Below are 24,133 nucleotides of genomic sequence, written 5' to 3' on the forward strand. Positions count from 1 at the left end.
CGCCCGTGCCCGAGGCCGACGGTACGGGTGGCAGTCCGGCGGGCGCCGTCGGCGGCCGGGACGAGCCCACCGAGAGCTGGCACACGGCGTTGCTCGGGCTGGCCGGCGTGCTGCCGGACGGGCTGGTCGCCCTCGCGCGCGGCTGGCTGGCGGACGGACGTCACACCGACGTGGCACGGGCGGTCGGTTTCGCTCTGGTCGCGGGTCGGTTCGCCGGAACCGGGCACCTCGCCGAGCTCCTGCGCGGATGGCTCGACGGAGGGGGCGGCGACAGTGTCAGCGGCAGTGACGGTGCCGCCGGCGGCGCCGGGGTGGACGAGCCGCTGGACGTCGATGCCGCCGCTGACCTGGCGGCCATGCTCGCCCACGACGGCGGGAAGGCGGCGGCCCGGGGTGGGCAGGCCCCGGTGCCCTGGCGGTTCTACCCGAGCGAGCCGGGAGCCGGCCAGCCGTGGCCGCACCTGCCACTGGACCTGACCGCCGCGGGCACTGGGGGCACTGTGGGCTCCGGGGGCACTGTGGACGCCGGGGACGGCGCGGGCACCGTCGTCGGGACCGACCGGGCGATGATCGAGGCAACCCGCGCGGAGACGGGGGCATGCGGGCTGTGGCGGGCCTGGCGGGTGCCGCCCGCCGAGGTGCCGTGGCCACCTCCGAAACGGATCTACCTGGTCACCGTCGAGCGCCGCGGTGAGCTCGCGGCGGCGGCCGGTCGGCTGCAGGCGGCGCTCGCGGCGGCCGGGGAACCCGATCCGCAGGTCGAGGTCTGCCCCCGTGGCGTCCCCGTGCCCGCCTACCAGCGTGTGGCCCGGGCGTCCGGCTGCCTGCTGTGGGCCCGTGAGCCGGCGGGGGCGATCTCGGTCGCCCGGGTGTTCGACGAGGTCGACGCGCTGGGCGGCCCCCGGTTCGCGCCGGACCGGCCCCGGCTCGCAGGTGCCACGGCCCAGCGGGTCGCCGCGTATCTGGACGCCGGGGTCCCGGTGCTCGGCACGGCCACCACCATGGCCGACGTCGTCGACCCGGCCCGCGGGGACGTCGTGCCGCTGACGTTCCGGACCGACGGCCGCTGGGTGTGGACCGACACGGTCGGCTACTACCTGAGAACCCACGGCCTCGCCCCCGATGCGGACCTGCTCCGCCACATCGACCTCGTCGGCCGGTCCGGACCGGCCGACGAGGTCGCCCTGCACCGGGTGCTCGTCCACCTCCTCGGCCCCGAGGAGCCCGCGCGGGCCGAGCCCGTCTGGGAGGTCCCCGCGATGGGCGGCGCGCTCGCGGCATCGTCGGGGGCGTGACCGAGGTGCGCCCGTGACCACTGCCAGCAGCGTCTCGCCCGTCGCCCGTCCCATGGCCGCCCCGGGCGCCCAGCCCGCCCGGCCCGCTCAACCCGCTCAGCCCGCTCAGCCCGCTCAACCCGCTCAGCCTGCCCCGATCATCCAGGCCGCCCACGACGGGACGGCCGTCGGCGGGCCGGGCCGCCCGACGCCCGGCGCGGCGGGCTGGGGCGCGGACGGGCGGCCCACTCCCGGCCGCGACCGTCGCTGGCACGTCCTCCCGTCGCCTGGACCGGTCTCGCCCGAACCGGCCTCCACGGAACCAGCCGCCGCGCACCCGCCGTCCGTGGTCGGTCTCCGGACGCCGCCGCCGGACCCGATGGTGGACCGCCTGGTCCAGGAGAGCGTCCCGACCGTGGCAGGACGCTTCTTCCGGCTGGCCTGGGCGGGGGCGCGGTGGCTTCCGCCGGCACCGGCTGGTGTCCTCGCCGTCCATCTCGGGGCGGGGGCCACGGCGTTCCGACTGTTCGGCTACTCCGTGCCCGCGCCATTCCTGGCCCGGGTGATCCGGGCCTGCCCCGACTGGTACGGGCGGCCGGTGCTGGTCGTACCCCACCCGCATCCCGGGCCGGAGGCGCTCGCGCCGCTGGTCGCCATGCTCGGCGCCGAGCTGGGTGTGCCGGTGTACGCGGCGGGTGCGGGCATCTGGCAGTTCCCCGGCGTGGCCTTCACGGGTGACGTCTTCGGCCGGTGGGCGGCACCCGGCGGAGGGCCGCGCCGGCCGGTTCCAGCTGGTTCGTGGCTGCCCGTAGCCACCGTCCGGCCGCCGGTGGTCGGGCCCCAGGCACCGCCACCGGTGCCACCATCACCGCCTGCACCGCTGACACCGCTGACACCGCAGCCGGTCCCGGTTCGTTTCGCGCCCCTGGACAGGCCCGCGGCCGTGCCCGCGCTCGCTGTCCGCCTGCCTGGCGCGGTGCGCCGGGCAGCGACCGCCGACTCGACCTGGCAGCCGGCGTTCCCGCCCCTGGCCATGCTGCCGCCTGTCCCCGACCTGCCTGCGTTCTCGGAGCTCCCGGCGGTCGTGGCCGGGCCGCCGTGGCCGGCGCCGCCCCTCCCCGTGCCGCCGCCCCTCCCCGTGCCGCCGGCCGTCCCCGCCGCGTCAGCCGTTCACGCCCCGCCATCGGTTCCCGCGCTGCCGTCGGTCCCTGCTGTGCTGTCCGATCCGGCCCCGCCGGACGTTCCCGCTGCCCTGTCCGTCACCGGCCTGGAGCCCGACCTCGCGCGTCCGGCCGTTCGCGTCCTGCCGACGGTGCCGCCCCCACCCACCGTGCCCCCGCGCGACGTCATGCGGGACCCGCGGGCGCCCGGCGGGCTCGGGCCGGCGGGTGCCCCCCCGGCAGCGCCCGGGCCGGGCATGGCGCTGGCGGGGCCGGTCACGCCCTCGCCGGCCGCCGTCGTCGCGGCCGCGCTGCCCGTGGTGACGACGCCCGCCCCCGATGGGCCCGTGACCGTGCTGCCCGCGGAGCGTGGCGCCGCGTCCGCCGAGGGCGGCGGCACCGCTGGGGGTGGGCCGGCGTGGGCGCGAGTCCGGCCGCGGGCGCTGCCCGAGGACCGCGAGCACCTGCGGGCGCTGCTCGGCTGGCAGTTCGAGACGCACGCCCGGGCGGTCGCCCGCACCCTGGCCCTGCAGCCCGGTCTGCGCTCGGCCGCTGGCTCGCGGGACATGCTCGCCGGCCTGGTCGCCGTCCGCGCTTACCTCTCCCCGTCCGGCGACGCCCCGGCCAGCGCGGACCTGGTTGATCAGGCCCTGCGCCGCGATCCGGCGCTCGGCCCGACCGACGAGGGCACCGGCCTGCTCGCCCGCTGCGTCTGCCTCGGTCTCGCCCGGCTGCCTGCCGTCGTCGGATCGGTGTTCCGGCCCGCGGTGCTCGCCCCCGCCACCGTCGGTCGCTACCGGCCGCGTGACGTGCTGGTCGAGCCGGGCCTGCTCGAGGTGTCCCTGGCGTCGTGGCGGCTGCCGGCGCAGACGGTGGAGTACGTCGTCTGGGCGCTGACGGCCCGCCGCACCGAGTCCCTGGGCGTCGACGCGGCCCCAGGCCAGCCGCCTGCGCCCGAGCGCGCGCTGTTCGCGCCGGGTACCCGGTTCGTCGTCCTCGCCGTCGACCACCCGGGCGAGGGCGGCGCGGCCACCGTCGCCGGCGGTGCCGAGGGCTCCCCGCGCGCGGGCGGTCCGGTGCGGGTGCTGTTACGGGAGGCGCTCGGGGACCGCGCCGACGCCGCGGCCGACGAACGGGCGCTGCGCCGGCTGCGTGAGGCCCTCGCCCGTCTCCCCGGCGGACGGCCGGAGATGCCGGCGGACGTCGACCCGTCGTCCCTGGGTGACGACGCCACGGCCGGACCGGTGCCGGCCGGAGCCCGGCGCGCCGTCGGCCATGCCGACGACGGGCGGCCGTTCGCCCTCGACGGCGGCCATCCGGTCGACGGGCCGCGGCTGGCGGACACCATATGACCACGCCCGCCGGCGGGGCCCGTACGACCGGCATCGAGCTCAGGCCCGGGCGTGCGGCTGGCGCCCGCGCCCACGCACACCCGAGGAGAAGACGATGACCGGGGCCGTCGTGTCCGTCTCGACGACCGACGCGGACTGCGTGAGCGGGATCGCGCGCGCGCTCGCGCTCGCGCCCGCCGGCGACACCGTGGCCGTGCGGCCCGGCGTCTACCGGGAGTCGTTCGTCCTGACCCGCGACGTCGTGCTGGTCGCCGAGGAGGGTTTCGGCAGCGTCGTGATCGAAGCACCGCCCGGTTCTGCGCTGCTCGTCGTGCAGGGCGAGGCCCGCCTGCACGACCTGCTGCTGCGCGGCGGCGACGAGGAGCTGCCGTTGCTGCAGGTCGCCGGTGGGCGGGTCTGGCTGGAGAACTGCGAGGTGCGGGCGTCCGGCGCGGCCGCGCTGCACCTGCGCGGCGGGAGCACCCGGATGCGCGGCGGCCGGGTGTCGAACCCGGGCGGCGTGGGCATCGCGGCCGAGGGCGGCACCGCCGAGATCATCGGCGTGGGCATCTCCGACGTCGCCAGCTACGGGCTGCTGGTCTCCGGCTCCGCCGCGCCAGTGCTGCGGGACTGCACCTTCACCGAGGTGGGGGAAGCCGCCGTCCTGGCCAGCGGCACCGGTGACCCGATGTTGTCCGACTGCCGGATCACTGCGGCGGCCGGCGTCGGGGTGGTGGCGAGCCAGCAGAGCCGGCTGCGGATGGTCTCCACCCAGATCGACGGCGGCCAGGCCGGCCTCTACGCTGTCGAGCGGGCCCGTCCCGAGCTGACCCGCTGCTGGATCCACGACACCCGCGGGCACGCCGTCATCGGCCAGGACGACGCTGCGCCGCGTCTCGCCGACAGCCTGATCGAACGGCCGGCCGGTCACGGCGTGCACCTCACCGGCAGGTCCGCGGCCGAGCTCGACGCGTGCGTGCTGCGCGGGACCGGCGCCGCCGGCCTGGTCACCGCGGACAGCGCGGCCCCGGCCGTCAGCGGCGGCGAGCTCGCCGGCTGCGCCGACGCCGCCGTGCTCGTCACCGGCCAGTCCGCGCCGCGCCTCGACGGAACCCGGATCCACGGCAGCCCGGTGGGCGTGGCGATCGAAGGCGCCGGCGCCCCGGTACTGGCCCGACTCGACATCGTCGACGTGGACTGCGGTCTGCACGCCACCGGCGGGGCGGGGCGCCTCGAGGACAGCCGGATCGACGGCGTCCGGCGCACGGCGGTGGTGCTGGCCGGGACGAGCACCGCCGAGCTGTGCAACAACCGGGTCAGCGGCGGCCGGGTTGGCATCGCGATCCGCCAGCAGGCCCGGCCCACCATTCGCGCCGTCGAGGTCGTCGGTGGCCGGGACGCCGGGATCCTGGTCGAGGGGTCGGCCCACCCGCGCGTCAGCAGCAGCCGGGTGCATGGTGCGACGGGGCCCGGGGTGGCGCTCGCGCCCGGTGCCGGGGCGACGTTGACCGACTGCGAGCTGATCGGCAACGGTGGCCCCGGCCTGCTGGTGGAGACCGACCGGCCGGTGTCCGTCGGCGGCGGGGTGATGCGCGGCAACGGCGGCGACGCGGTGGTGGTGACCGTGGCGGCGTCGGCCTCCCGGCTGGAGCTGACCGGTGTCGACACCGGGCACAACAACGTCACCGTCCCGCCACCGGCGCCGGTGGTGCCCGTCACGCCCACGCCGTCGTCGTCGCTGTCGTCCTCGCCGTCCTCGCCGTCGTCGCCGTCGTCGCTGGGATCGTCGTCGGGCGCGGCGCAGGGGGGCCGCGATCTCGACGAGGCCGGCGCCTCGCCGGCCCCGGCCGCGGCGGAGCTGGGGGCGGGCAGGGACGCGGCGCCCGCTCCCGGCGGTACCGAGGACGGCCCGGCCAGCCAGCCATCCGCCGCGACGACCGCCGGCGGCGGCCCGGGTGGCCCCGGCACGCGCGACGGCTCTGATCCGCGCGGCGGCGCGGGCGTGCCCGGCGCCACCGACCCGATGGGCGCGCTGCTGGCCGAGTTGAACGACCTGGTCGGACTGGACGGGGTCAAACGCGAGGTGGCCACCCTCGTCGGGCTGCACCAGATCGCGAAGCGGCGCGCCGAGGCGCGGCTGCACGCACCGCCGCCGATGTCGCGCCACCTGGTCTTCGCCGGTCCGCCGGGAACCGGCAAGACCACGGTGGCGCGGCTGTTCGGCCGGATCCTCGCCGCGCTCGAGGTGCTGCCAGGTGGGCAGATGGTCGAGGTGGCCCGGGCGGACCTCGTCGCCGAGCACGTCGGYGGGACCGCCGTGAAGACCACCGCGAAGTTCGAGGAGGCGGTCGGGGGCATCCTGTTCGTCGACGAGGCGTACACCCTCGCGCCGGGCGAGGGCGGTGGCGGCGGTGCCCACGACTTCGGCCGGGAGGCCATCGACACGCTGGTGAAGCTGATGGAGGACCGCCGCGACGAGATCGTCGTGATCGTGGCCGGCTACGCCCCGCAGATGCGCACGTTCCTCGCTRCCAACCCGGGGCTGGACTCGCGGTTCTCGAAGACCATCGAGTTCGAGAGCTACTCCGGAGCCGAGCTGGTCACCATCGTCGAACGGCTGTGCCGCGCCCATCACTATGCGCTCGAGTACGAGACCCAGGAGGCGCTGCGTCACCACTTCGACGCGCTGYCGCGGACCGAGACGTTCGGGAACGCCCGTGCGGCCCGGCAGATGTTCGAGGACATGCTGGGCCGGCAGGCCTACCGGCTGGCCCGCACCCCCGACGCTCCCGAACTGGAGCTGGCCCGGCTGCTGCCCGAGGACCTGGGGGACGATGTGGCGGCGGTGCCGGGCGCCGGGCAGCCCGCGGCGCTGGCCGAGCAGCAGCGGGTGGTCGACGGGCTGCTGYGCCGCCTCGACACGATGATCGGCCTGGACGAGGTGAAGCGCGAGGTCGCCGACCTGGTCGATCTCATCGCCTCGGCGCGTGCCCGCGCGCAGGCCGGGCTCGCCGCGCCGACGGTCTCGCGCCATCTCGTGTTCGCCGGCCCGCCCGGGACCGGGAAGACCACGGTCGCGCGGCTGTACGGGCAGCTGCTGGCAGCCATGGGCGTGCTGCGCACCGGACAGCTCGTCGAGGTGGCCCGGGCGGACCTGGTCGGGCAGTACGTCGGGCACACGGCGGTGAAGACGACCGAGGTGTTCAACAGGGCCCGCGGCGGTGTCCTGTTCATCGACGAGGCGTACGCGCTGTCCGCGGGCGGTGAGGGCGGTGGGCACGACTTCGGCCGGGAGGCCATCGACACGCTGGTGAAGCTGATGGAGGACCACCGGGACGAGATCGTGGTGATCGCCGCGGGCTACACCGGCGACATGAAGCGGTTCCTGGCCAGCAATGCCGGGCTCGCCTCGCGCTTCAGCCACCAGATCCGGTTCGCCTCCTACACGGCGGACGAGCTGGTGGCGATCTTCGAGGAGCTGGCCCGGGTCGCTGGCTACGACGTCGACGGCGATTCCCTGCGGGTTCTGCGCACCCACTTCGACGGCATCACCCGGGACGAGACGTTCGGCAACGGCCGCTATGCCCGCCAGCTCCTGGAGCGGGCGGTGACCCGCCAGGCCAGCCGCCTGCGCGGGCAGGCCGCCCCCACCGTCGACGAGCTGCGGGCCCTGCTGACCGCCGACATCACCGCCGCCCTCACCGCCCGCTGACGCCCGCTGACGGCTGCTGACGGCTGCTGACGGCTGCTGATGGCTGCTGATGGCTGCTGACGGCCGGGCGGCCGGCCGGGGGCTGGTGGGTGGGCGTGGACGCGGCGTCAGGCGTCGCGCAGGCCGAGGTGACCGGCTTCCTGACGGAGGGTCCGCAGCGCGTGGTGGGCACGGCTCTTGACGGTGCCGACAGGGACGCCGAGGGCGGCGGCCGCCTCGGCGGTCGTCTGGTCGCGCAGGTAGAGCTGGACGAGCGTGGAGCGGTGCGGGTTGCGGACCCGGCCGAGCATCGTCGAGACCACCATCCTCGCCAGGACCGTGTCGGCGTGGTCGGGCAGCAGGGCGGTGTCGCTCTCGTCGGATGTCAGCTCCTGCTCGAGCGGCCGGGCCTGGCGCGTGCGGTACCCGTCGACGACGAGGTTGTGCGCGACCCGACGCAGCCAGCCGTGTACGGACCCCCGCTCGGGAACGAGCCGGTGAATATTGTGCCAAGCGCGAAGAAACGTTTCCTGAAGGACATCTTCCGCCCAGCCGCGATCGCCCCCCGTCAGCCGGTTGACGTAGCTGAGAAGCGCRGCACGCTGCTCGCGGACGAGCTCGGCGAACCTTTCCTCATCCGGTGCCRTGTTCTCGGTGACCGGCGAAATCGTCGTCATGGCAGAACCATCGCCAAATGCGCGCCGCGTTCCCAGGGAGCGCACCCCCGACCGGCAGGTGCCCACCCCCGACCCGGGTAGGGTCTTCCCTACCCGGGTCGACCGCGATCCCGTTCACGTGCGCCCGCATCAGGTCGTCCGTATACGGTTCGAACGGCGGCGCAGGCCTTCGGGAAGACCTTGGGAATAGGACGGCGCTACCGGGTCAGCGGATGGCGCTACCGGTCAGCTGAGTCGGTGCAGCACGACGACGGCCCCGGTCGCTCCGCCGCCGTCCGGCGCCCTGGTGCGATGGGCGTAGCCGTAGAGCACTCCGATCAGCACGGCGACCGTCAGCACGATGACGCTGATGGCGAGGGCGATGACCAGGTCGCGGCGGTCGAGGACCGGCCGGTCGCCGCCGGATCCCGAACGGCCCGCCGGCGCCGGCTCCTCAACGGGAGTCGGTGTTCCGGCCGAGGCCGGTACATCCGGCGTGGGCACAGGTGCAGGTGCAGGTGGTTCGTCGGCGGCCTCGGCCCGGCTTGGCGGTGTCGGTGCGCTGGGTGGCGTGGTCGGTCGCCGGTGCCGTGGCCAGGGGGAGGACAGGCCGCCGTCGGAGTCGGTACCCCCGGGGACGGTGCTGTCGTCGGAGGCGGTGCTCTCCGCGAAGGCGCCAGGGTCCTCGACGGCGGCCCCCGCCGACCCGTCGGGCGCGCCGGCCGCGCCGGTTCCGTCGACCGTGGTGCCGTCGACGGTGCCGTCGGCGCGCGTCCGGTCGCCCGCCGTCTCGGTGCTGGCCCTGTCTTCGACACCGGCCATGCCTCCGCCAGCCGTGGTTTCGCTGGTCGGGCCGTGGGTGGCTGTGCCGTGCACGGGGCCTGGCTCGGCGACGGCACCGTCGACCGGACCGGCCGTGCTCCCCGGCGACCCGGCGTCGCGTCCGGCAAGCACCACCGTGTCCTCGGRCCAGTCGGCCGGGGCGCCGCGGCCCTGCTCCGCGGCGGGGACCGCCGCCGGCGCGGTCGCAGCCGTTGCCGCAGCTGCAGACGCAGTCGGAGCCGCTGTCGCGGTCACCGCCGCTGTCGCGGGCGCGGGCGGGAACAGCGACGCGGCGGCGATGTGGGCGGCGCCCAGCGCGACGACGTGCTTGGGATGGGTGTCGACGACCGTCGGCCGCCCGAACGACGACTCGATCGTGCGAGCGATCAGCGGAATTCGCGACGACCCGCCGGCGAGCAGCACCGCGGACAGATCCACCGGCCGGATCTCGGCGGAGCGCAGCGCCCGTTGCAGGCCCTCGATCGTGGCGACGACCGCCGGGCGGATCATTTCCTCGAACCGGGCCCGGTGCAGCCGGACGTGCTGGCGTGCCGAGCCCAGGAAGACCTGGATGACGGTCTCGTCGTCGAAGGACAGCGCCTCCTTCGCCAGCACGCAGTCCTGGCGCAGCCGGGCCAGCGCGACGGCGTCCTCGGGGCCCGCGGCCGTGACGGCCCCGCCCAGCTCCCCGTCGACGTAGCGCAGGATCGCCTCGTCGAAGTCCGTCCCGCCGAGCCACTCGACCCCCTCGGGGGTGCCGAGGATCCGCATCTCACCGGACTCGAACAGCAGGACGGCGCTGTCGAACGTGCCGCCGCCGAGGTCGTACACGGCGATGACGTCACCGTCGGTGAGCGTGCGTGCGGAGGTGTAGTACGTCGCGGCGGCCAGCGGCTCGGTCACGACGTTGACGTCGGCCAGCCCCGCCAGCCGCTGCACCTGGTCGAACTGCTCCAGCCGGTAGGGCCCCCACACCGCGGGCCGGCTCAGCACGATGCGCTCGGGCGCGTCGCCCTCCATCTGCGCGACGGCGTCCACGGCGTCGCGCAGCGCGGCGGCCATCAGCGAGGCGGGGGAATAGGGCGTGCCGCCGAGCAGGAGCGGGGTGGGGTCGCCGAGCCGCCGTTTGAACTCACGGGCGGCGCGGTCGGGTTGGCGCTCCGCCCGGCGGTCCGCCGCATCGCCGGTGAGCAGCTGCCCGTCGTGGCTGGCGAACRCCACCGACGGGATGACCACGCTGCGGGTGCCGAGGCTCACCATCTCGACCCGCCCCGGCCGGCCGGTCGCCACCGCCGTGAACGTGGTTCCGAGATCGACTCCCAGTGCGTAGCTCACCGCGCTCGCCTTCCGGCAGGCGAGATCCGTGCCGGCACAGAACCTCCCGATATGAGCGTTTGTTCGGGAGGCTACCGGCCTTTCTGCCGCACACGGAGCCATCAACAGATAAGACCTGGTCACGGCTTCGTGTCGGTGATCAAGAACGTGCTGCCATCCAAACGTTCGCGAGTGGGGGCCGCCGCGCCCGGCGGTCAATAGCGGGCGCTGTTCACCTTCTGGACAGCCGTGGAACTCGCCCCGGACATTTTCCCGTCCGGAAGATGGGCGGGGTGTGAATCGGTTACTCGATTCGGGACACCCCTCCGGCGATCTTGTCGCTRCACGCGGCGACCCGACGCGGACGGGGCCAGGCGAAGCCGGGCGAGACGGGAGGGAAGGGATTCCGCCGGACGGCCGTGGCYGGTCAACCCACATCGCCTGTGCCGCAGCGTGGGCACACTGATCGTGTGGATGAGGTGTTGCGGGTGGAGTTGGCGCGGCGGGTCGAGGCTGACCAGGCGATGCGTCGGGCCTGGCCAACCCGTCCCGGTGACGGTGCTGACGAGGGCGAGCTCACGAGGTTCGGTGCGGTCGACGAGGACAACACAGCCTGGCTGAGGCGCGTTGTCGCCGAGCACGGCTGGCCGGACACTTCCCTGGTGGGCGAGGAGGGTGCGCACAATGCCTGGCTGCTGGCGCAACACGCCGATCACGATCCTGTCTTTCAGGCTGAATGCCTGGATCTGCTGGCCGCGGCGGTCGAATGCGGCACGGCGTCTCCCGCTGACCTGGCGTATCTGACGGACCGGGTTCGGCGCGCCCACGGCGATCTCCAGCTCTACGGCACTCAGTTCTGGTATGGAGCCGACGGCCTGGGCGAGCTGCAGCCCCAGCCGATCGCCGAACCCGACCGTCTCGACGAACGGCGAGCCGCCGCCGGGCTCGGACCGTTCGACGAGTATCGGGCCCTGATGATGAACATGCACGGCTGACAGCCAGCGAGAGGATTCTGCCTGCGCGGAGACGCAGGGCCTGATCCGTGCGGTGGTGACTGTCTGGCAGCGATGATGGCGATGTGGCCGTAGGGGTCAGTGGGGGCTGGCCGGCTCCCCAGCCTCACCCGACGCCGTGGCCGCCTGGGCACCCTGCGATCGGATGCGGGGGCGCCACTGCTCACGCCACGCATCCACGGTCGAGGCGCGCCAGCGCGGACGGCGCCGGTTCGCGGGCCGGTCGAGGTCAGGGTCGTCAGGCGCCGGCGCGGTTCCGTCCGCGACGTAGGCGCGCCATGACGATGCGGTCAGGCACAGGCGATTAGCCACCTCGGTCACGTACATCAGCGGGTCGGTGTCCATCTGGCCATGGTGCCTACGAGGACTGTCCGACATCGAACTCTCCCCCCCACCTATCGGGATCCGGTCGGCCTTGCGGGTGTGCCGGAGGATGGCTGGGCGAGGGTGGAGGACGGGGCCAGCATGGCGGGGTGGCAGGAACGCGAAGCGGCGCTGTGCGCCGCGRCCAGCCATCTTGCCACCGCCACGAACCGGCTCAGTCTGGCCGAGCCCGTCGCACCCCGTCCAGGGCGGGCCGCCCTGGACGACCCGGAAGAGCACGGCGTCCACCCGGCCGTTGGGGGCCTGGCCAAGGTAGACGTTGCCCATCCCGCCCACGCCCTTCAACGTGTACCCGCCGACCGTGGCCGGTCGGTGGATCTCAGCGGCCGGACAGGTTGCCCGATTCTTCTGATTGCCTGGTCCGCGGCGCGAATCGCTATCGCAGGAAGTTCTTGCCGATGTCACGCGCGGCTGGCGGGCTCGCGGCGCGCCCGCCAGCCCGCCAGCCCGCCAGCCCGCCGCACCGCACGGTTCCGCGCCCACGATTCCTGTGCTCGGAAGCAAATTTCCCGTCCGCGTGATGGTTGCGACGATTCGTGAGTCGGAGTGGCAGGCTATGCGGTTATGGACGGGGGTATGCGGGTCTCGCCGATCGGGCGGGACGACGCGGCCGCGGAGGGCGGGGCACCAGTGCGGCGGGTGGATTTCTTCGTCTCGTACGAGGAGACGGACCGGAGCTGGGCGGAATGGATAGCCTGGCAGTTGGAATCGGCCGGTCATGCGGTGGTGCTGCAGGCGTGGGATTTCGCCGCGGGTGCGAATTATGTGCACGAGACGCACCGGGCCGCGATGGATGCCGCGCGGACGGTGGCGGTGCTGTCGGCGGCCTATCTGACCTCGGCGTATGCGGAGGTGGAGTGGCAGGCGGCGTGGGCGGCGGATCCGTCGGGGGTGGAACGGCGGTTGGTGCTGGCGCGGGTGGAGGACTGTCCCCGGCCTGGGCTGTTGGGGCAGCGGGTCGGGGTGGATCTGTTCGGGTTGGACGAGCGGGCCGCCCGCGAACGGTTACTGGCGGCGGCGAGCGGCGAGCGCCGGAAACCGGACCAGCCGCCCCCGTTTCCACCCCGGCCCCGGGCCGCGGAGGAAGACAGCCCGCGGTTTCCGGGAGTGTCGGTACAGGAGTCCGCACAGATGTCGGCACAGGTGTCGGCACAGGCGGGGTCGTTGTGGCAGCCGGGCCGGTCGCCGTTTCCGGGGCTGGTCGCGTTTGATGCCAGCCGGGCCGCCGTGTTCGAGGGCCGCGATGGCGACACCCGCCGGTTGGTGGAGAGGCTGACCGGCCCGGCGGGAGAGGACGGCCTGCTGGTGGTGGTGGGCCCGTCGGGATGTGGGAAGTCCTCGCTTGTCGCCGCGGGGCTCGGCCCTGTGCTCGCGGCGGATCCGGACTGGCTGGTGGTCGCCCCGGTGGTGCCGGGTGGGCGTCCGCTGGCCGCGTTGGCGGCGGTGCTGGCGGAGGCCGGCCGTGGGCAGGGTCTGGACTGGTCCGCGGAGCGGCTGGCGGCCCGGCTGGGCGAGCCGGACGCGGTGGTGGAGGCGGCGGGGGAGCTGGTGCGGGCGGCGGGGGCGACGCGGCTGTTGCTGGTGGTGGACCAGGCCGAGGAGCTGCTGGCCCGGGCTGGTCCACCGGTGCGGGCGCAGTTCTTCGCACTGCTGGCAGCGGCGAGCGGCGGGGGGCTGGTCCGGGTGGTGGCCACGTTGCGGTCGGAGTATCTGGACCGGCTGATCGAGCAGACGGCGCCGGTGGGGCTGCGGGTACGTCCGGAGGCTCTGTACCCGTTGGAACGGGATCTGCTGCCGCTCGTGATCGCCGGGCCGGCGCGGTCGGCGGGGCTGCGCATCGAGGACGAGCTGGTGGCGCGGATGGTGGCCGATACCGGGGACGGGCAGGGGCTGCCGTTACTGGCCTACACACTGGCCCGTCTGCACAGCCAGGTTCGCCTGGCGGGGACAGACGTCCTGTCCCTGGCGCTGTACGAGGCGACCGGCGGGGTGCGGGGCGCCCTGGTCGATCATGCGGATGCGGCGCTCTCCGAGGCCAGGACCTCTACGGGGCGTGGCGCGGAGCAGGTGCTGGCGGACCTGCTGCATCTGGTGAGTGTGGATGGCCAGGGGGAGCCGGTCCGCCGCCGGGTCCCCCTGGATGATCTGCCTGGTGTGGTGCGGGCGGGGCTGGTTCCGTTCGTGACCCGCCGGCTGCTGACCGTGGGTGCTACGGACGGCGGTCCGGTGACGGTGGAGGTGGCCCACGAGCGGCTGCTGGCCGTCTGGCCTCCTCTCAACGCCGCGATCAGGCAGGCTTCGGATCGGCTACGCCAACGCGCCCAGGCCGAATCGGCCGCGGCTGAGTGGGACCGGCAGGGCCGGCGGGCGCGATGGCTGTGGAACCTGAGCCTGGTCAACGCCACCCTCACCGTCGTCGGGGTGGAGGGGCTGACTTCTGCCGCCCGGGCTTTTCTGCTCGCCGGCCGCCGGCGGGGGCGGCGCCGGCTGGGCGGCGCGTTCGCTGTTCTGATCGTGCTGTCGCTGGTCGCCACCAGCCTCGGGATCGTCGCCCTCGTGCAGGGCCGGACCGCGGAGGACCGTCGCCGTGTCGCGATGGTCGACCGGCTTCTCACCCTCGCTGACACCTCCCGTGAGGGAGACCCGACCGCCGCGCTGCGGTTCGGGGTGGCCGCGGGCGTTCTCGCCCCTGATGAGGGCACGACAGCCCGGATCCGGGGCAGTCTTCTTGACACCCTCGTCGACCTGCCCGCTCTCCCGACCTCCCTCGCCGGCCGCGAGGACTCGGGGCAGACGGCGGCAGCCGGCCCGAACGGACCGCTGGTCACCGGCGACGGCACGGAACGATCGCAGGACACCTCGGACCAGGGGCAGGCGTATCAGATCGGCGATCCCCTCACCGGCCACGTCCGCTCGGTGGGATCAGCGGCGTTCGGGCCGGGCGGGTTGCTGGCCACCGGCAGCGATGACGACACAGCGCGGCTGTGGGACGTCTCGGATCCGCTCCAGGCCCACCCACTCGGCCGGCCCCTCACCGGGCACCAGAACGGGGTGAACGCGGTCGCGTTCGGCCCGGACGGGCTGCTGGCCACCGGCGGCGGCGACGGCACGGTGCGATTGTGGGACACCTCGGACCGGGAACAGGCGTATCAGATCGGCGATCCCCTCATCGGCCATATCCGCTCGGTGGGATCAGTGGCGTTCGGGCCGGGCGGGTTGCTGGCCACCGGCAGCGATGACGGCACGGTGCGGCTGTGGGACGTCTCGGATCCGCTCCAGGCCCACCAGCCCGGCCGGCCCCTCACCGGGCACGAGAAATCGGTGGATGCTGTCGCGTTCGGACCGGACGGGCTGCTGGCCACCGGCGGAAACGACGGCACGGTGCGACTGTGGGACGTCTCGGATCCGCTCCAGGCTCACCAGCTGGGCCAACCCCTCACCGGCCACGAAAGCCGGGTGTTCGCGGTCGCGTTCGGGCCGGGCGGACTGCTGGCCACCGGCAGCGGCGACAACACGGCGCAGCTGTGGGACGTCTCGGATCCGCTCCAGGCCCGTCAGCTGGGCCAACCCCTCACCGGCCACGAAAACTCGGTGGTGGAGGTCGCGTTCGGCCCGGACGGACTGCTGGCCACCGGCAGTGTCGACGGCACGGTGCGGTTGTGGGACACCTCGGACCGGGAGAACGTCCGCCGCATCGGCCAACCCCTCGCCAGCCGCGAATCCCCGGGGCAGGCGGTCTACGCGGTGGCGTTCAGGCCGGACGGGCTGCTGGCTACTGCCGGTCGCGACAGCATGGTGCGGGTGTGGGATGTCGGAAGGCTGAAGTGGCTGCGGGCACACGCGTTCGAGGTGGCCTGTCGTCTCGCTGGACGGGGGCTGACCGAAGCGGAATGGCGCCAGTTCGTTTCTGGCACGGGCACCGACCCCTATCGTGACTCCTGCGGGGACAGGCGCCCGACCGACTGATCACCGGCGCTTCCTCATGGTTGTGCGGGACGCCCGCGGCGCCCCGGTCGGCGGTCAGGCGCCGGAATACGGCAGCCGCATGCCGATGCCGTGAGCGTCGCGCGCGGCGGCCAGGTCGAGCTGTCGGGCTTCGTCCTCATGCCCGGCGCGGCGTAGCGCCCGGGCGAGCCGCCGCCGGGTACGGATCGCGAACGGCACCCCACCGGTCTTCTCGGCGAGCACCAGCGACGACCGCAGAGCGGCGATGGCATCGTCGACCTGGCCCAGCGCGAGGGCGAGCCCGCCCCGGTACAGGGCGGCGGGGCCCATGCAGGTCAGGCCGAGAACAAAGGTCACCAACGTCTCGCCGTACCCCGCGATGCGGTCCGCGAGGCCGGTCGCCCAGTCGGCCATGTCCGGGACCGCGTCGACGAGCTGTGCCACGATCTCGGCGAGAATCACGACGTAGACCGGTTCCATCGCACCCGGAGCGACGTCGGCCAGGTCCGGCCGGACAAGGCGGCGGACCTCACGTGCCGCCGCTTCCGGGCGCCCGGTCTCCGCGAGCGCGAGGGCGCGGATCAGCGCCCACTCGGCGATCACCTGTTCCTCCATGTCGTCCACCTGCGGGAGGAAGTCGCCCATGGTGCCGCGGTCCCAGGCGGTGATGCCGTGGATGGTGGCGGCGGACTGGGTGAGCGCGTTGATCGCCCCGGGCGTCACGCCCGGCAGTGACCCGCCCAGGACGGCCGCGACCTCGGCGGCCTGCTCGTACCGCCCGGCGTAGAGGTGACGCATCGCCTGCCAGCAGCGATCCAGAAGGTCGAAGTCGGGGTCACGCACCTGGCGCAGCCGCCGGCTGAAGGCGGCCGACTCGCCCTCCGCGGCTTCGACCTGGCCCAGCTCCCAGAGGACAGCCCGACGCAGGTGCCGGGCCACCAGCTCGACGCCGGGCGGGCCCTCGGTCATCGCCCGCAGCCTGTCGGCGATCGCCAGCCGAAGGCCGGTGTGCCGCGGTGTCCAGGCCGCGAGTGCCCGGGCGATCAGCAGGCCGGCGGGTTCGGCGGGTTTATCGGGTTCGTCGGTCGGCCCGGGTCGGGCCGCGTGCTCGTCCGCGAGCACCTCGGCTGCCCGCAGGATGAGACGGCTCGCCGCCTCCGGCTCCCCGTAGCACGCGCGGACGGCCGCCGCGGTGAGCAGTCGGAAGCGGAGGTCCTGTTCGGCCGCGGGCAGCGCCGCAGCCGCGGGCAGCGCCGCCGCGGCGGCCTCCAGATCGGCGATCAGGCCCGGCACGGGGACGTAGAACAGGGAGCTGTAGCCGCCGACCACGTCGCCGGTACGGGTCAGGTGCGCGAGCCCTGCGCGGATGGTGTCGCCGCGCTCCGTGGCGATCCGGGCGGCCTCGGTGAGCACCTGCTGCGCCTCCGCGAAGTCGCCGGACCGGCGCAGCGCCTCGCCGCGGATCACCATCAGGTCGACCAGCAGGTCAGGATGGTCCCCGGGGACGAGGTCGAGACCATGGCCGGCGAGCGTCGCCGCGTCCTCGAACGCGAACTGCGCGAGCGCGGCCCGGGCCGCGGCCGCCTGCGCCTGGGCGGCGCGCAGGTCGGTATGGCCGGCTGCGGCGGCGCGGAGGTGGTGCGCGAGCAGCGCGGCCGGCACCGACGCTCCCTGGTGGGCCACCAGGGCGTCGGCGACGCGGCCGGCCAGGCGGGCACGCTCGGCCGCTCCCATCCCGGCCAGCACGGCCTCCCGGACGATGTCGTGGGTGAACCGCAGCCGGCCAGGGGCGGGCACGTCGGCCAGCCCGGCGGTGACGGCGATGTCCACCGCGTCGAGCGCGGCGGCCTGGGGCAGGCCGGCGGCGGCTGTCACCACCGGCAGCGCCGCCTCGCGGCCGACCACGGCGGCCGCCGCGAGGAGGGTCGTCATGTCGGCGGGCATCGCGGCCAACCTCGCGAGCACGGTGTCCCGCACCCCGGTCGGCAGCGTGCCGGCCGCCGCGGCCTGGTCGACAGAGGTGGTCGCCGCCAGCCGGGCGAGCTCGGCGATGAAGAAGGGATTGCCGGCGGTGCGGTGGCGGACCGCCTCCGCCTGTTCGGGGGTGGGCGCCGTCCCGCTCACGGCGCCGAAGAGCCGGCCGGTGTCAGTCGGCGGGAGCCCGGCCAGCTCCACCCTGGTCAGGGCGGGGTGGCGGGCGAGCACGCCCAGCAGCCGGCGGAGGGGCCCGCTGTCCCGCGGCGGCTGGCCGCGCCCACCAGCTGGGATGGCGGCGCCGGGATCGCCGCCATCGGGGTGATCGCCCGGGGTGGCCTTCCCGCCGATCTCCGGCCGGAAGCTGCAGACCAGCAGCACCGGGACGTCCGTCAACTCGCTGGCGAGGATCTCCAGCATCGCGATCGAGGCCGGGTCTGCCCAGTGGATGTCCTCGAGCAGCGCCAGCACCGGGCCGGCGGCCGCGAGTTCGGCCAGGTGGCGGCCGATCGCCAGCGCCACCTCGAATCGGACCGGACCGTCACCGTCCCGGCCCGTCCCGAACGCGCCCACCACTTCCACCGGGAGACCACGCAGCAGCTGCCGCCATGGCCAGTAGGCCGGGGCGCCGGAGACCTGCGTGCAGCGGCCCCACCGGACCTGCGCCGGTACCCGCCGGACCTGCGCCGGTACCCGCCGGGCCTGCGCCGATGCCCGCCGGGCGAGTTCCTCCAGCAGCCTGGTCTTGCCGATGCCAGCCTCGCCGGACAGCAGGGCCACGCCGGTCGCCTGCTCGGTGACGGTCCACTCCCACGCCTGTTCGAGGGCGGCGAGTTCCCGGCCTCGGCCCAGCAACGGCAGCCGGCCGCCGGCGGCCGCGGGGACGGCGGGGGCAGCGGCAGCGGTGGCGGTGGTCGCGGCTGCCGGCCCCGTGCCGGAAGCGGTGCCCGGCGAGCTGACCCAGGCATGTGCGGGACGGGGGATGCCGGGGCGGGTCAGCTCGGCGTCCTGCCGCAGGATCGCGGTCTCCAGCTCCCGGAGCTCGGGCCCCGGCTCGAGACCCAGCTCGCTCGCGAGGGTCTGCCGTGCCTGGCGAAGTACGGTGAGCGCGTCGGCCTGCCGGCCGCCGCGGTACAGGGCGGTGGCGAGCTGGGCGTGCAGCCGCTCCCGTAACGGGTGCCGGCTCGTCAGGACACGCAGCTCACCGATCACCGCATCGTGTTCGCCCAGGTCGAGCCGGACGGCGAGAAGGTCCGCACGGACGGCCATCCGGTCCTCCGCCAGCTTCACCCGCGCCGCTTCGGCTGTCGCGTGGCCCTCCAGGTCAGCGAACGGCTCACCCCGCCAGAGGGCGAGAGCCCGCTCCAGATGAGCGCGGGCACCGACGGTGTCCCCACCGTCGAGCGCTCGCCGGGCGAGCGCCCGCGACTCGTCGAACTGCCCGGTGTCGAGATCGGCGGGGGAGACCGCGAGGAGGTAACCGGAGCCCCGGGTGACGAGGAGCCGGTACGGCGGGCTGACCCCCGGCTCCAGGATCCGGCGCAGCGCGGACAGGTGTGCCTGCAGCGTCGACCGCGCGGCGGGCGGCGGTTCGCCCTGCCACAGCTCGTCGGCCAGCGCGTCCGCTGTGACGGTCACGCCGGGCCGCAGCAACAGGAGGGTGATCAGTTCCCGGCGCCGCCGCGGGCCGAGCTCCAGCGGGGAGCCGTCGCCGGCGGTGGCGATGGTCGGCCCGAGCACACCGAACCGTACGGGAGACACACCGAACCGCACGGGAGAGGAGCCGCTCACCGCTCCGATCGACCCTCCCGATTCACCCCCGCCGGCCGGGCACCAGCCGGACGCAAGGCGCACGCAAGCCGTTCACCGCCGGACGACCAGCGTAGTTGGCAACAGTCATCCCAGGCGAGTGGCGCGGCACGCGGCCGCCCCAGCCATGGAGGAGAAGCCATGTCCACCGTGGAATCACAGCCTCTCACCGGCGCGACGCGGGTGCCGCGCGCGGCGCGGCCCCCGGAGACCGCCGTGCCGGCGCCGGCGTGGTCGGATGACGCGATGCCGCGCCGGGTCCTGCTCGGTGCCGGCGGCGTCCTGTTCGCCCTGGGGAACCTGCTGCACCCGCTCGAGCACAACGAGGCGGCCGAAGAGGCGGCCACCTGGTCCGCCGCCCACCTGCTCTTCGGTATCGGGGGTCTGCTGATCGCCGCGGGGCTGCCGCTGCTGGCGGGCCGCCTCGGGCCCGGCCGGCTGGCCCGGGCCGCCTACGCGCTGGTCTGGCTCGGGTTCGTGACGATGCCCGCGAACGCCTACATCGAGATGTTCGTCGCACCGAACATCGACCACCACACCATGCACGAGATCGAATCCGACATGACGATCGTCGCCGCACCGCTCGCCTTCGCGTTCATCATCGGAGTTCCGCTGCTCGGAATCATCGGGTGGCGGGTCGGCGGGCTGGCCAGACCAGTGGCCGCGGGTCTCGTCATCGCCGGCGTGACTCTCCTCGTCGGGCCGGGCCTGCCCGTCGCGGAAGGCTACTGGATCATTCCGGCCACCGTCGTCGCAGGCCTCGCGCTGGCGGCCACCACCCTGCCGTGGAGCGACAGCAACCGGCCGCGACGAGTCGGGAGCTGAACGGGTGGGCCCGTTCCACGCCACCTCCGGCACCGCCCGGGGCGGACCGCGGACGGTCCCCCCGGGCAGGCCGGCGCCCGTCCCGCTCGCCACCGCGGCGACGACCGGCGGCGCCTACGGCCTGCTCCGGATCCAGCTGCTGCCCGGCGACGAAGCGCCGTACCTCGTACACCATGGCGAGGACCGGTCGTTCGTCGTCCTCGACGGCCGGATGCGGGTCGATGCCGACGCACGCCGCTTCACCGCCGCCACCGGAGACCTCGTCTTCGTCCCCCGCGACCGGCCGCACCGGTGCGTCGCCCTGGACGGGCCGGCCGACGTGCTCATGCTGTTCACGCCCGGTGGGGCCGAAGGGCTCTACCTCGCGCTCTGGCCGCCTGGGCACGATGCCGACCTCGTCGTGCGGCTGTCCGCCGAGTACAACGTCGACGTGCTCGCGCTGCCCGCCGAGACGCCGGACGAATCGCGGGGATGGTGTTCTTGACCCGCGACGGTGCCGGGGGTGGCAGCGACGGGTGCGTCGCTGGTGAGGGCACAGAGGAACGACACCCAGCTCGCCCGAGCGGCACCGGCCCCCAGACCTGGCCCCCGACCGCCTGGATCGACGCGGAAACGGACGCGAGTGTCGGTCGGGCGCGTCGGACGGCACGCATGCCTCGGACGGACGTGCTTCGGACGGGTGTGATCTGCGTCGGACTCGTGCGACACGTGGAGATCGCCGCCGGGCACGGAGAACTGCTCTCGTAATGTGCACCACTCTCACTTTGGGTGATTGTTCGTGTGCTGATGAGGTTGGATGGTTCGCGTTCTGGTCCATCTGGCAACGGAAGGGAGCAGCGTCGTCGTGGTAGGTAATGGCGGGGATGTCGTTCTGGTGACAGGGGCGACGGGTAATCAGGGTGGTGCCGCCGCACTGCGGCTGCTCGCCGACGGCTGGGCGGTGCGGGCGCTGACGCGCGATCCCGCGGGCGCGGCGGCCCGCCGGCTCGCCGACCAGGGTGCGGAGATCGTGGTCGGCGACCTGGACGACCCGCAGTCTCTGGACGCGGCGGCCAAGGGCGTCCACGGGGTGTTCAGCGTGCAACGGGGGGCGCTCGGCCATCCGCCCGTGTCGTTCGCGGACGAGGTCGCGTGGGGTCGCAACGTGGCCGACGCGGCGGTGCGGGCCGGTGTCCGTCACGTGGTCCACGCCTCGGCGGCGGGGGTGGGGCCGGCGGCTCCGCGGGCGCTGGCGAGCAAGTGGGAGATCGAGGAGCACCTGCGTGGCAGTGGGCTGCCGGTGACGATCCTGCGGCCGGTGTCGTTCATGGAGAACTACGCCTCGCCGGCCTTCGGCGTGCAGACCGGCACGCTGGCGAGTCCGCTTGCGCCGGACGTCGCCGAACAGCTTGTCGCCCTCGACGACATCGGCGCGTTCGTCGCGCTCGCCTTCGCCGATCCCGTGCGGTTCGCGGGACGGACTCTCGCGATCGCCGGCGACGAGCTGCGCCCCGCCGAGACGGCGCGGGCCCTGAGTCGGGCCACCGGCCGCGACATCGCGCATGTGTGGCTGCCCGTCGACGCCGTCCGCGCGGTGAACGAGGACTTCGCCGACGCGGTGGCCTTCGTCAACGAGCTCGGCGGCTACGGTGCGGACATCGCGACCGCGCGGGCGCTGCACCCGGAGCTGATGACCTTCGAGAGCTGGCTGGAACGCAGGGGTACCGCGCTGCTGGCCGCCCTGTTCGAGTGACGGACCTGGTCGAGCCGACTGGGCCGATCTGGCCACGCTCGCGGCCCGGGAGCCGTCGTGTCGCTCGCCGCCGGCCGGCCGGAGACCGTCGCGGCGCTCGACGCCCTCGCCGCGAGCACCCCCGTGGAGCCCGTCGGCGGCGAGCTGGCGAACCTGCCCCGCGCCGTCGTCGACGTGCCGCACTATCCGTGGAAGCGGCGCCGCTACGCGATCGTCCCGGCCGGCGGTACGGACACCCGCGCCCGTCGCCTCACCACCGTCTGACCCCGCTGGCGAGAACGGTCCCGTCCAGCTCGGACGGGGCCGTTCTCGGTTGCGGGGTGCGTCAGCCGGCGAGGCCGAGACCGGCGGGGACGTCGACCGGCGGGCCGGTGACCTCCGCGCTGAGCACCGCGGTCAGCTCGGCGCGGGACGCCACGTTGACCTTCGCGAAGATGGCCTTGGTGTGGTCGCGCACGGTGTGCTGGGAGATCCCGAGCCTGCGGGCGATCCGGTCGGTGCCGTGCCCGGCGACGAGCAGCTTGGCCAGCTGGCATTCGCGTGCGGTGAGGCCGTGGAGGGCCAACATCACCGGCAGCAGGTCGGCGCGGCTCGCGGGCTCCAGCACGACGGCGGTGCGCGACGCACCGCCGCCGCCGTGCGCCGACGAGGAGACCAGCACCTCGCCCTGCACCAGCAGCCAGCCGCCGCCCGGCAGCGCCATCCGTAGCCGGGCCGGTCGGGGCGGGCCGCCCCCGGCGGCGTTCGCCTGGGCCTGCACGGCCACCATCGTGACCGACACCGGCAGGTCGGGTGGTTCGACCGGGCTGATGCGCCGCAGCCAGCGGTCCGCCTCCGCGGTGGAGGCCTCGAGGTGGCCCGCCGCGTCCAACACCAGCGTGCCGGAGCCCGCCAGCGGGGTGTGTGGCGGTGGGGTGCGGGCCAGGCCGGACCGCAGGCCGTGGCCCAGATGGCGGGCGATCGTGGCGACGTAGCGGACCTCGGCGGCGGTGAAGTCGGGTTCGTCGTCGGCGCGCCGCAGACAGCCCATGCCCCAGGTGGCGCTGCCGTCCCGGGCGAGCAGCCGCAGCTCGTCGCGCAGCCCCAGCGGGTTGTATACGACCCGGTGCCGGGTGGCGCGGTCCAGGTCGCCGCCGGTGGAGGCGGCGAGGGACACCGCGCAGCGCCCGGATCGGTCGAGGTCGAGGAACCCGTTGACGCCGGTGCCCGCCAGCTCGTCGTGCAGGTCGTCGGCGTGCAGGCAGACCTTGGGACCGACGGCGTGCAGCCGGGTCGGCAGCAGGGTCTCGGGGTCGGTCGTCATCCACGAGCCGGCGTCGTAGGGAACCACCCGGCGGACGCGCTCGGCGACCTCGGCGACGAGGTCCTCCGGGTTGATGCGCTGCTCGCACAGGTCCGCGATCCCCTCGCGCACGGCACTGGCGCGGATTCCGAGGGCAGGCTTCGCCACGCCCGCGACCTTACCTGCATGCCCCGGCCGAAAAAATCCCCAATGTTGGGGGGATGCACGAGGCCCCTAGTTGCGGGATGGGCGTGCCGGCCGCTCCCCGCAATTATCACGGGTACTGAGCAGAGGGAGGGAATCCGCATGGCGATCACCGTTTACGGCGCGAGTGGATACACCGAGCCTTTTCCATCTTGTTTTTCTGAAAGGCGGTGAAGATTCTCGCACGATCCGCCCGGCCCGCCGTGGTCGACTGTTGTCGATACGGGATCGGAAAATAGACGAGTCCTCGGTAGATCACAGGGTGTCTACTCCACTGCTCCCTGACCGAGGACTCGTTGCTAACCTACCCCGGCACCATCAACCTGCCCGAAGCGACCCTGGACTTCCTGGCCGCGTTGCTCACCGACGACCGCGAGCGCCGCGGAACCTGGCGGAAGCTGCCCGCCCGTGACCAGGCACTTCTCGTCCTTGCGCACCTGCGCAACGGCGACACCTACACCCGCCTGGCCGAAGGTTTCGGCATCGGCGTCGCCACGGTGTACCGCTACATCCGCGAGGCCGTCGACCTCCTGGCCCACCGCGGTCGGACGCTGCTCGCCGCCGTGTGGACGTTCGCCTGGACCCGCAACAACTTCCTCGTCCTCGACGGGACGGTCGTGCGCACCAACCGTGTCCGCGCCCACAACTCGCTGTACTACTCCGGCAAGCACAAGTACCACGGGATCAACCTGCAGGCCCTCATGGACCCCTACGGAC

15 protein-coding genes are annotated in these 24,133 nt (G+C 74.3%); 10 read left to right on the forward strand and 5 right to left on the reverse strand.

Annotated features, from left to right (window positions below; translation table 11 throughout):
* Positions 1 to 5: 5 nt before the first annotated feature.
* The 3 genes from CC117_RS26705 to CC117_RS26715 all read left to right on the forward strand — a co-directional run bounded on the left by CC117_RS26705 (position 6) and on the right by CC117_RS26715 (position 7,477).
* Entirely contained in the window at positions 6 to 1,295 is a 1,290-nt protein-coding gene (locus CC117_RS26705; RefSeq protein WP_071088922.1) for a hypothetical protein, read from the forward strand.
* 13 nt (positions 1,296 to 1,308) lie between these two features.
* On the forward strand, positions 1,309 to 3,786 hold the full coding sequence (locus CC117_RS26710) for a hypothetical protein (protein ID WP_131803142.1): 2,478 nt from the start codon (positions 1,309 to 1,311) through the stop codon (positions 3,784 to 3,786).
* A 94-nt stretch (positions 3,787 to 3,880) separates the two neighbouring features.
* On the forward strand, positions 3,881 to 7,477 hold the full coding sequence (locus tag CC117_RS26715; protein ID WP_071088953.1) for an AAA family ATPase: 3,597 nt from the start codon (positions 3,881 to 3,883) through the stop codon (positions 7,475 to 7,477).
* A 107-nt stretch (positions 7,478 to 7,584) separates the two neighbouring features.
* Here CC117_RS26715 and CC117_RS26720 read toward each other — a convergent pair whose 3' ends face one another.
* Both CC117_RS26720 and CC117_RS38270 read right to left on the reverse strand, forming a co-directional pair.
* Complete coding sequence (locus tag CC117_RS26720; RefSeq protein ID WP_084132849.1) at positions 7,585 to 8,133, reverse strand: sigma-70 family RNA polymerase sigma factor; 549 nt, start codon at positions 8,131 to 8,133, stop codon at positions 7,585 to 7,587.
* Between the two features lie 225 nt (positions 8,134 to 8,358).
* Positions 8,359 to 10,269: an Hsp70 family protein gene (locus CC117_RS38270; protein WP_071088926.1), complete on the reverse strand. Its 1,911-nt coding sequence runs from the start codon at positions 10,267 to 10,269 to the stop codon at positions 8,359 to 8,361.
* Positions 10,270 to 10,736: 467 nt separating this feature from the next.
* On the opposite strand from CC117_RS38270, the gene CC117_RS26730 reads away from it, so the two are divergent.
* A complete protein-coding gene (locus CC117_RS26730) occupies positions 10,737 to 11,243 on the forward strand; it encodes a DUF6624 domain-containing protein (RefSeq protein ID WP_241830452.1) in 507 nt (168 codons plus the stop codon).
* 96 nt (positions 11,244 to 11,339) lie between these two features.
* Here the strand turns inward: CC117_RS26730 and CC117_RS26735 are convergent, their stop codons facing one another.
* The gene (locus CC117_RS26735; protein WP_241830453.1) at positions 11,340 to 11,639 is read right to left on the reverse strand and encodes a helix-turn-helix transcriptional regulator; all 300 of its coding nucleotides are present in this window, start codon (positions 11,637 to 11,639) and stop codon (positions 11,340 to 11,342) included.
* Positions 11,640 to 12,221: 582 nt separating this feature from the next.
* Here CC117_RS26735 and CC117_RS39855 point away from each other — a divergent pair.
* Entirely contained in the window at positions 12,222 to 15,611 is a 3,390-nt protein-coding gene (locus CC117_RS39855) for an nSTAND1 domain-containing NTPase (RefSeq protein WP_071088929.1), read from the forward strand.
* Between the two features lie 54 nt (positions 15,612 to 15,665).
* Here the strand turns inward: CC117_RS39855 and CC117_RS26745 are convergent, their stop codons facing one another.
* A complete protein-coding gene (locus CC117_RS26745; protein WP_198541997.1) occupies positions 15,666 to 19,355 on the reverse strand; it encodes an AfsR/SARP family transcriptional regulator in 3,690 nt (1,229 codons plus the stop codon).
* A 159-nt stretch (positions 19,356 to 19,514) separates the two neighbouring features.
* Between CC117_RS26745 and CC117_RS26750 the strand changes: the two genes are divergently transcribed.
* From CC117_RS26750 to CC117_RS26765, 4 genes are all read left to right on the forward strand, one after another.
* Positions 19,515 to 20,198: a V-type ATP synthase subunit I domain-containing protein gene (locus CC117_RS26750; protein ID WP_071088934.1), complete on the forward strand. Its 684-nt coding sequence runs from the start codon at positions 19,515 to 19,517 to the stop codon at positions 20,196 to 20,198.
* A 4-nt stretch (positions 20,199 to 20,202) separates the two neighbouring features.
* Entirely contained in the window at positions 20,203 to 20,682 is a 480-nt protein-coding gene (locus CC117_RS26755) for a cupin domain-containing protein (RefSeq protein WP_071088936.1), read from the forward strand.
* A gap of 312 nt (positions 20,683 to 20,994) precedes the next feature.
* A complete protein-coding gene (locus CC117_RS26760; protein ID WP_241830454.1) occupies positions 20,995 to 21,930 on the forward strand; it encodes an NmrA/HSCARG family protein in 936 nt (311 codons plus the stop codon).
* A gap of 57 nt (positions 21,931 to 21,987) precedes the next feature.
* Positions 21,988 to 22,194 (forward strand): hypothetical protein, encoded by a 207-nt coding sequence (locus tag CC117_RS26765; protein WP_071088938.1) that lies wholly within the window; start codon positions 21,988 to 21,990, stop codon positions 22,192 to 22,194.
* Between the two features lie 61 nt (positions 22,195 to 22,255).
* Here CC117_RS26765 and CC117_RS26770 read toward each other — a convergent pair whose 3' ends face one another.
* On the reverse strand, positions 22,256 to 23,380 hold the full coding sequence (locus CC117_RS26770; RefSeq protein ID WP_071088941.1) for a helix-turn-helix domain-containing protein: 1,125 nt from the start codon (positions 23,378 to 23,380) through the stop codon (positions 22,256 to 22,258).
* Positions 23,381 to 23,712: 332 nt separating this feature from the next.
* On the opposite strand from CC117_RS26770, the gene CC117_RS26775 reads away from it, so the two are divergent.
* A partial coding sequence (locus CC117_RS26775; protein WP_198541998.1) for a transposase family protein occupies positions 23,713 to 24,133 on the forward strand: 421 nt, incomplete at its 3' end.

Source organism: Parafrankia colletiae (assembly GCF_001854655.1).
Taxonomy (GTDB): domain Bacteria; phylum Actinomycetota; class Actinomycetes; order Frankiales; family Frankiaceae; genus Parafrankia; species Parafrankia colletiae.

Excerpts from the sequence above, each read along its gene's own strand:
- CC117_RS26735 (WP_241830453.1), bottom strand. The coding sequence starts at position 11,639 with ATGTCGGACAGTCCTCGTAGGCACCATGGCCAGATGGACACCGACCCG.
- CC117_RS39855 (WP_071088929.1), top strand. The coding sequence starts at position 12,222 with ATGCGGGTCTCGCCGATCGGGCGGGACGACGCGGCCGCGGAGGGCGGG.
- CC117_RS26750 (WP_071088934.1), top strand. The coding sequence starts at position 19,515 with ATGTCCACCGTGGAATCACAGCCTCTCACCGGCGCGACGCGGGTGCCG.
- CC117_RS26760 (WP_241830454.1), top strand. The coding sequence starts at position 20,995 with ATGGTTCGCGTTCTGGTCCATCTGGCAACGGAAGGGAGCAGCGTCGTC.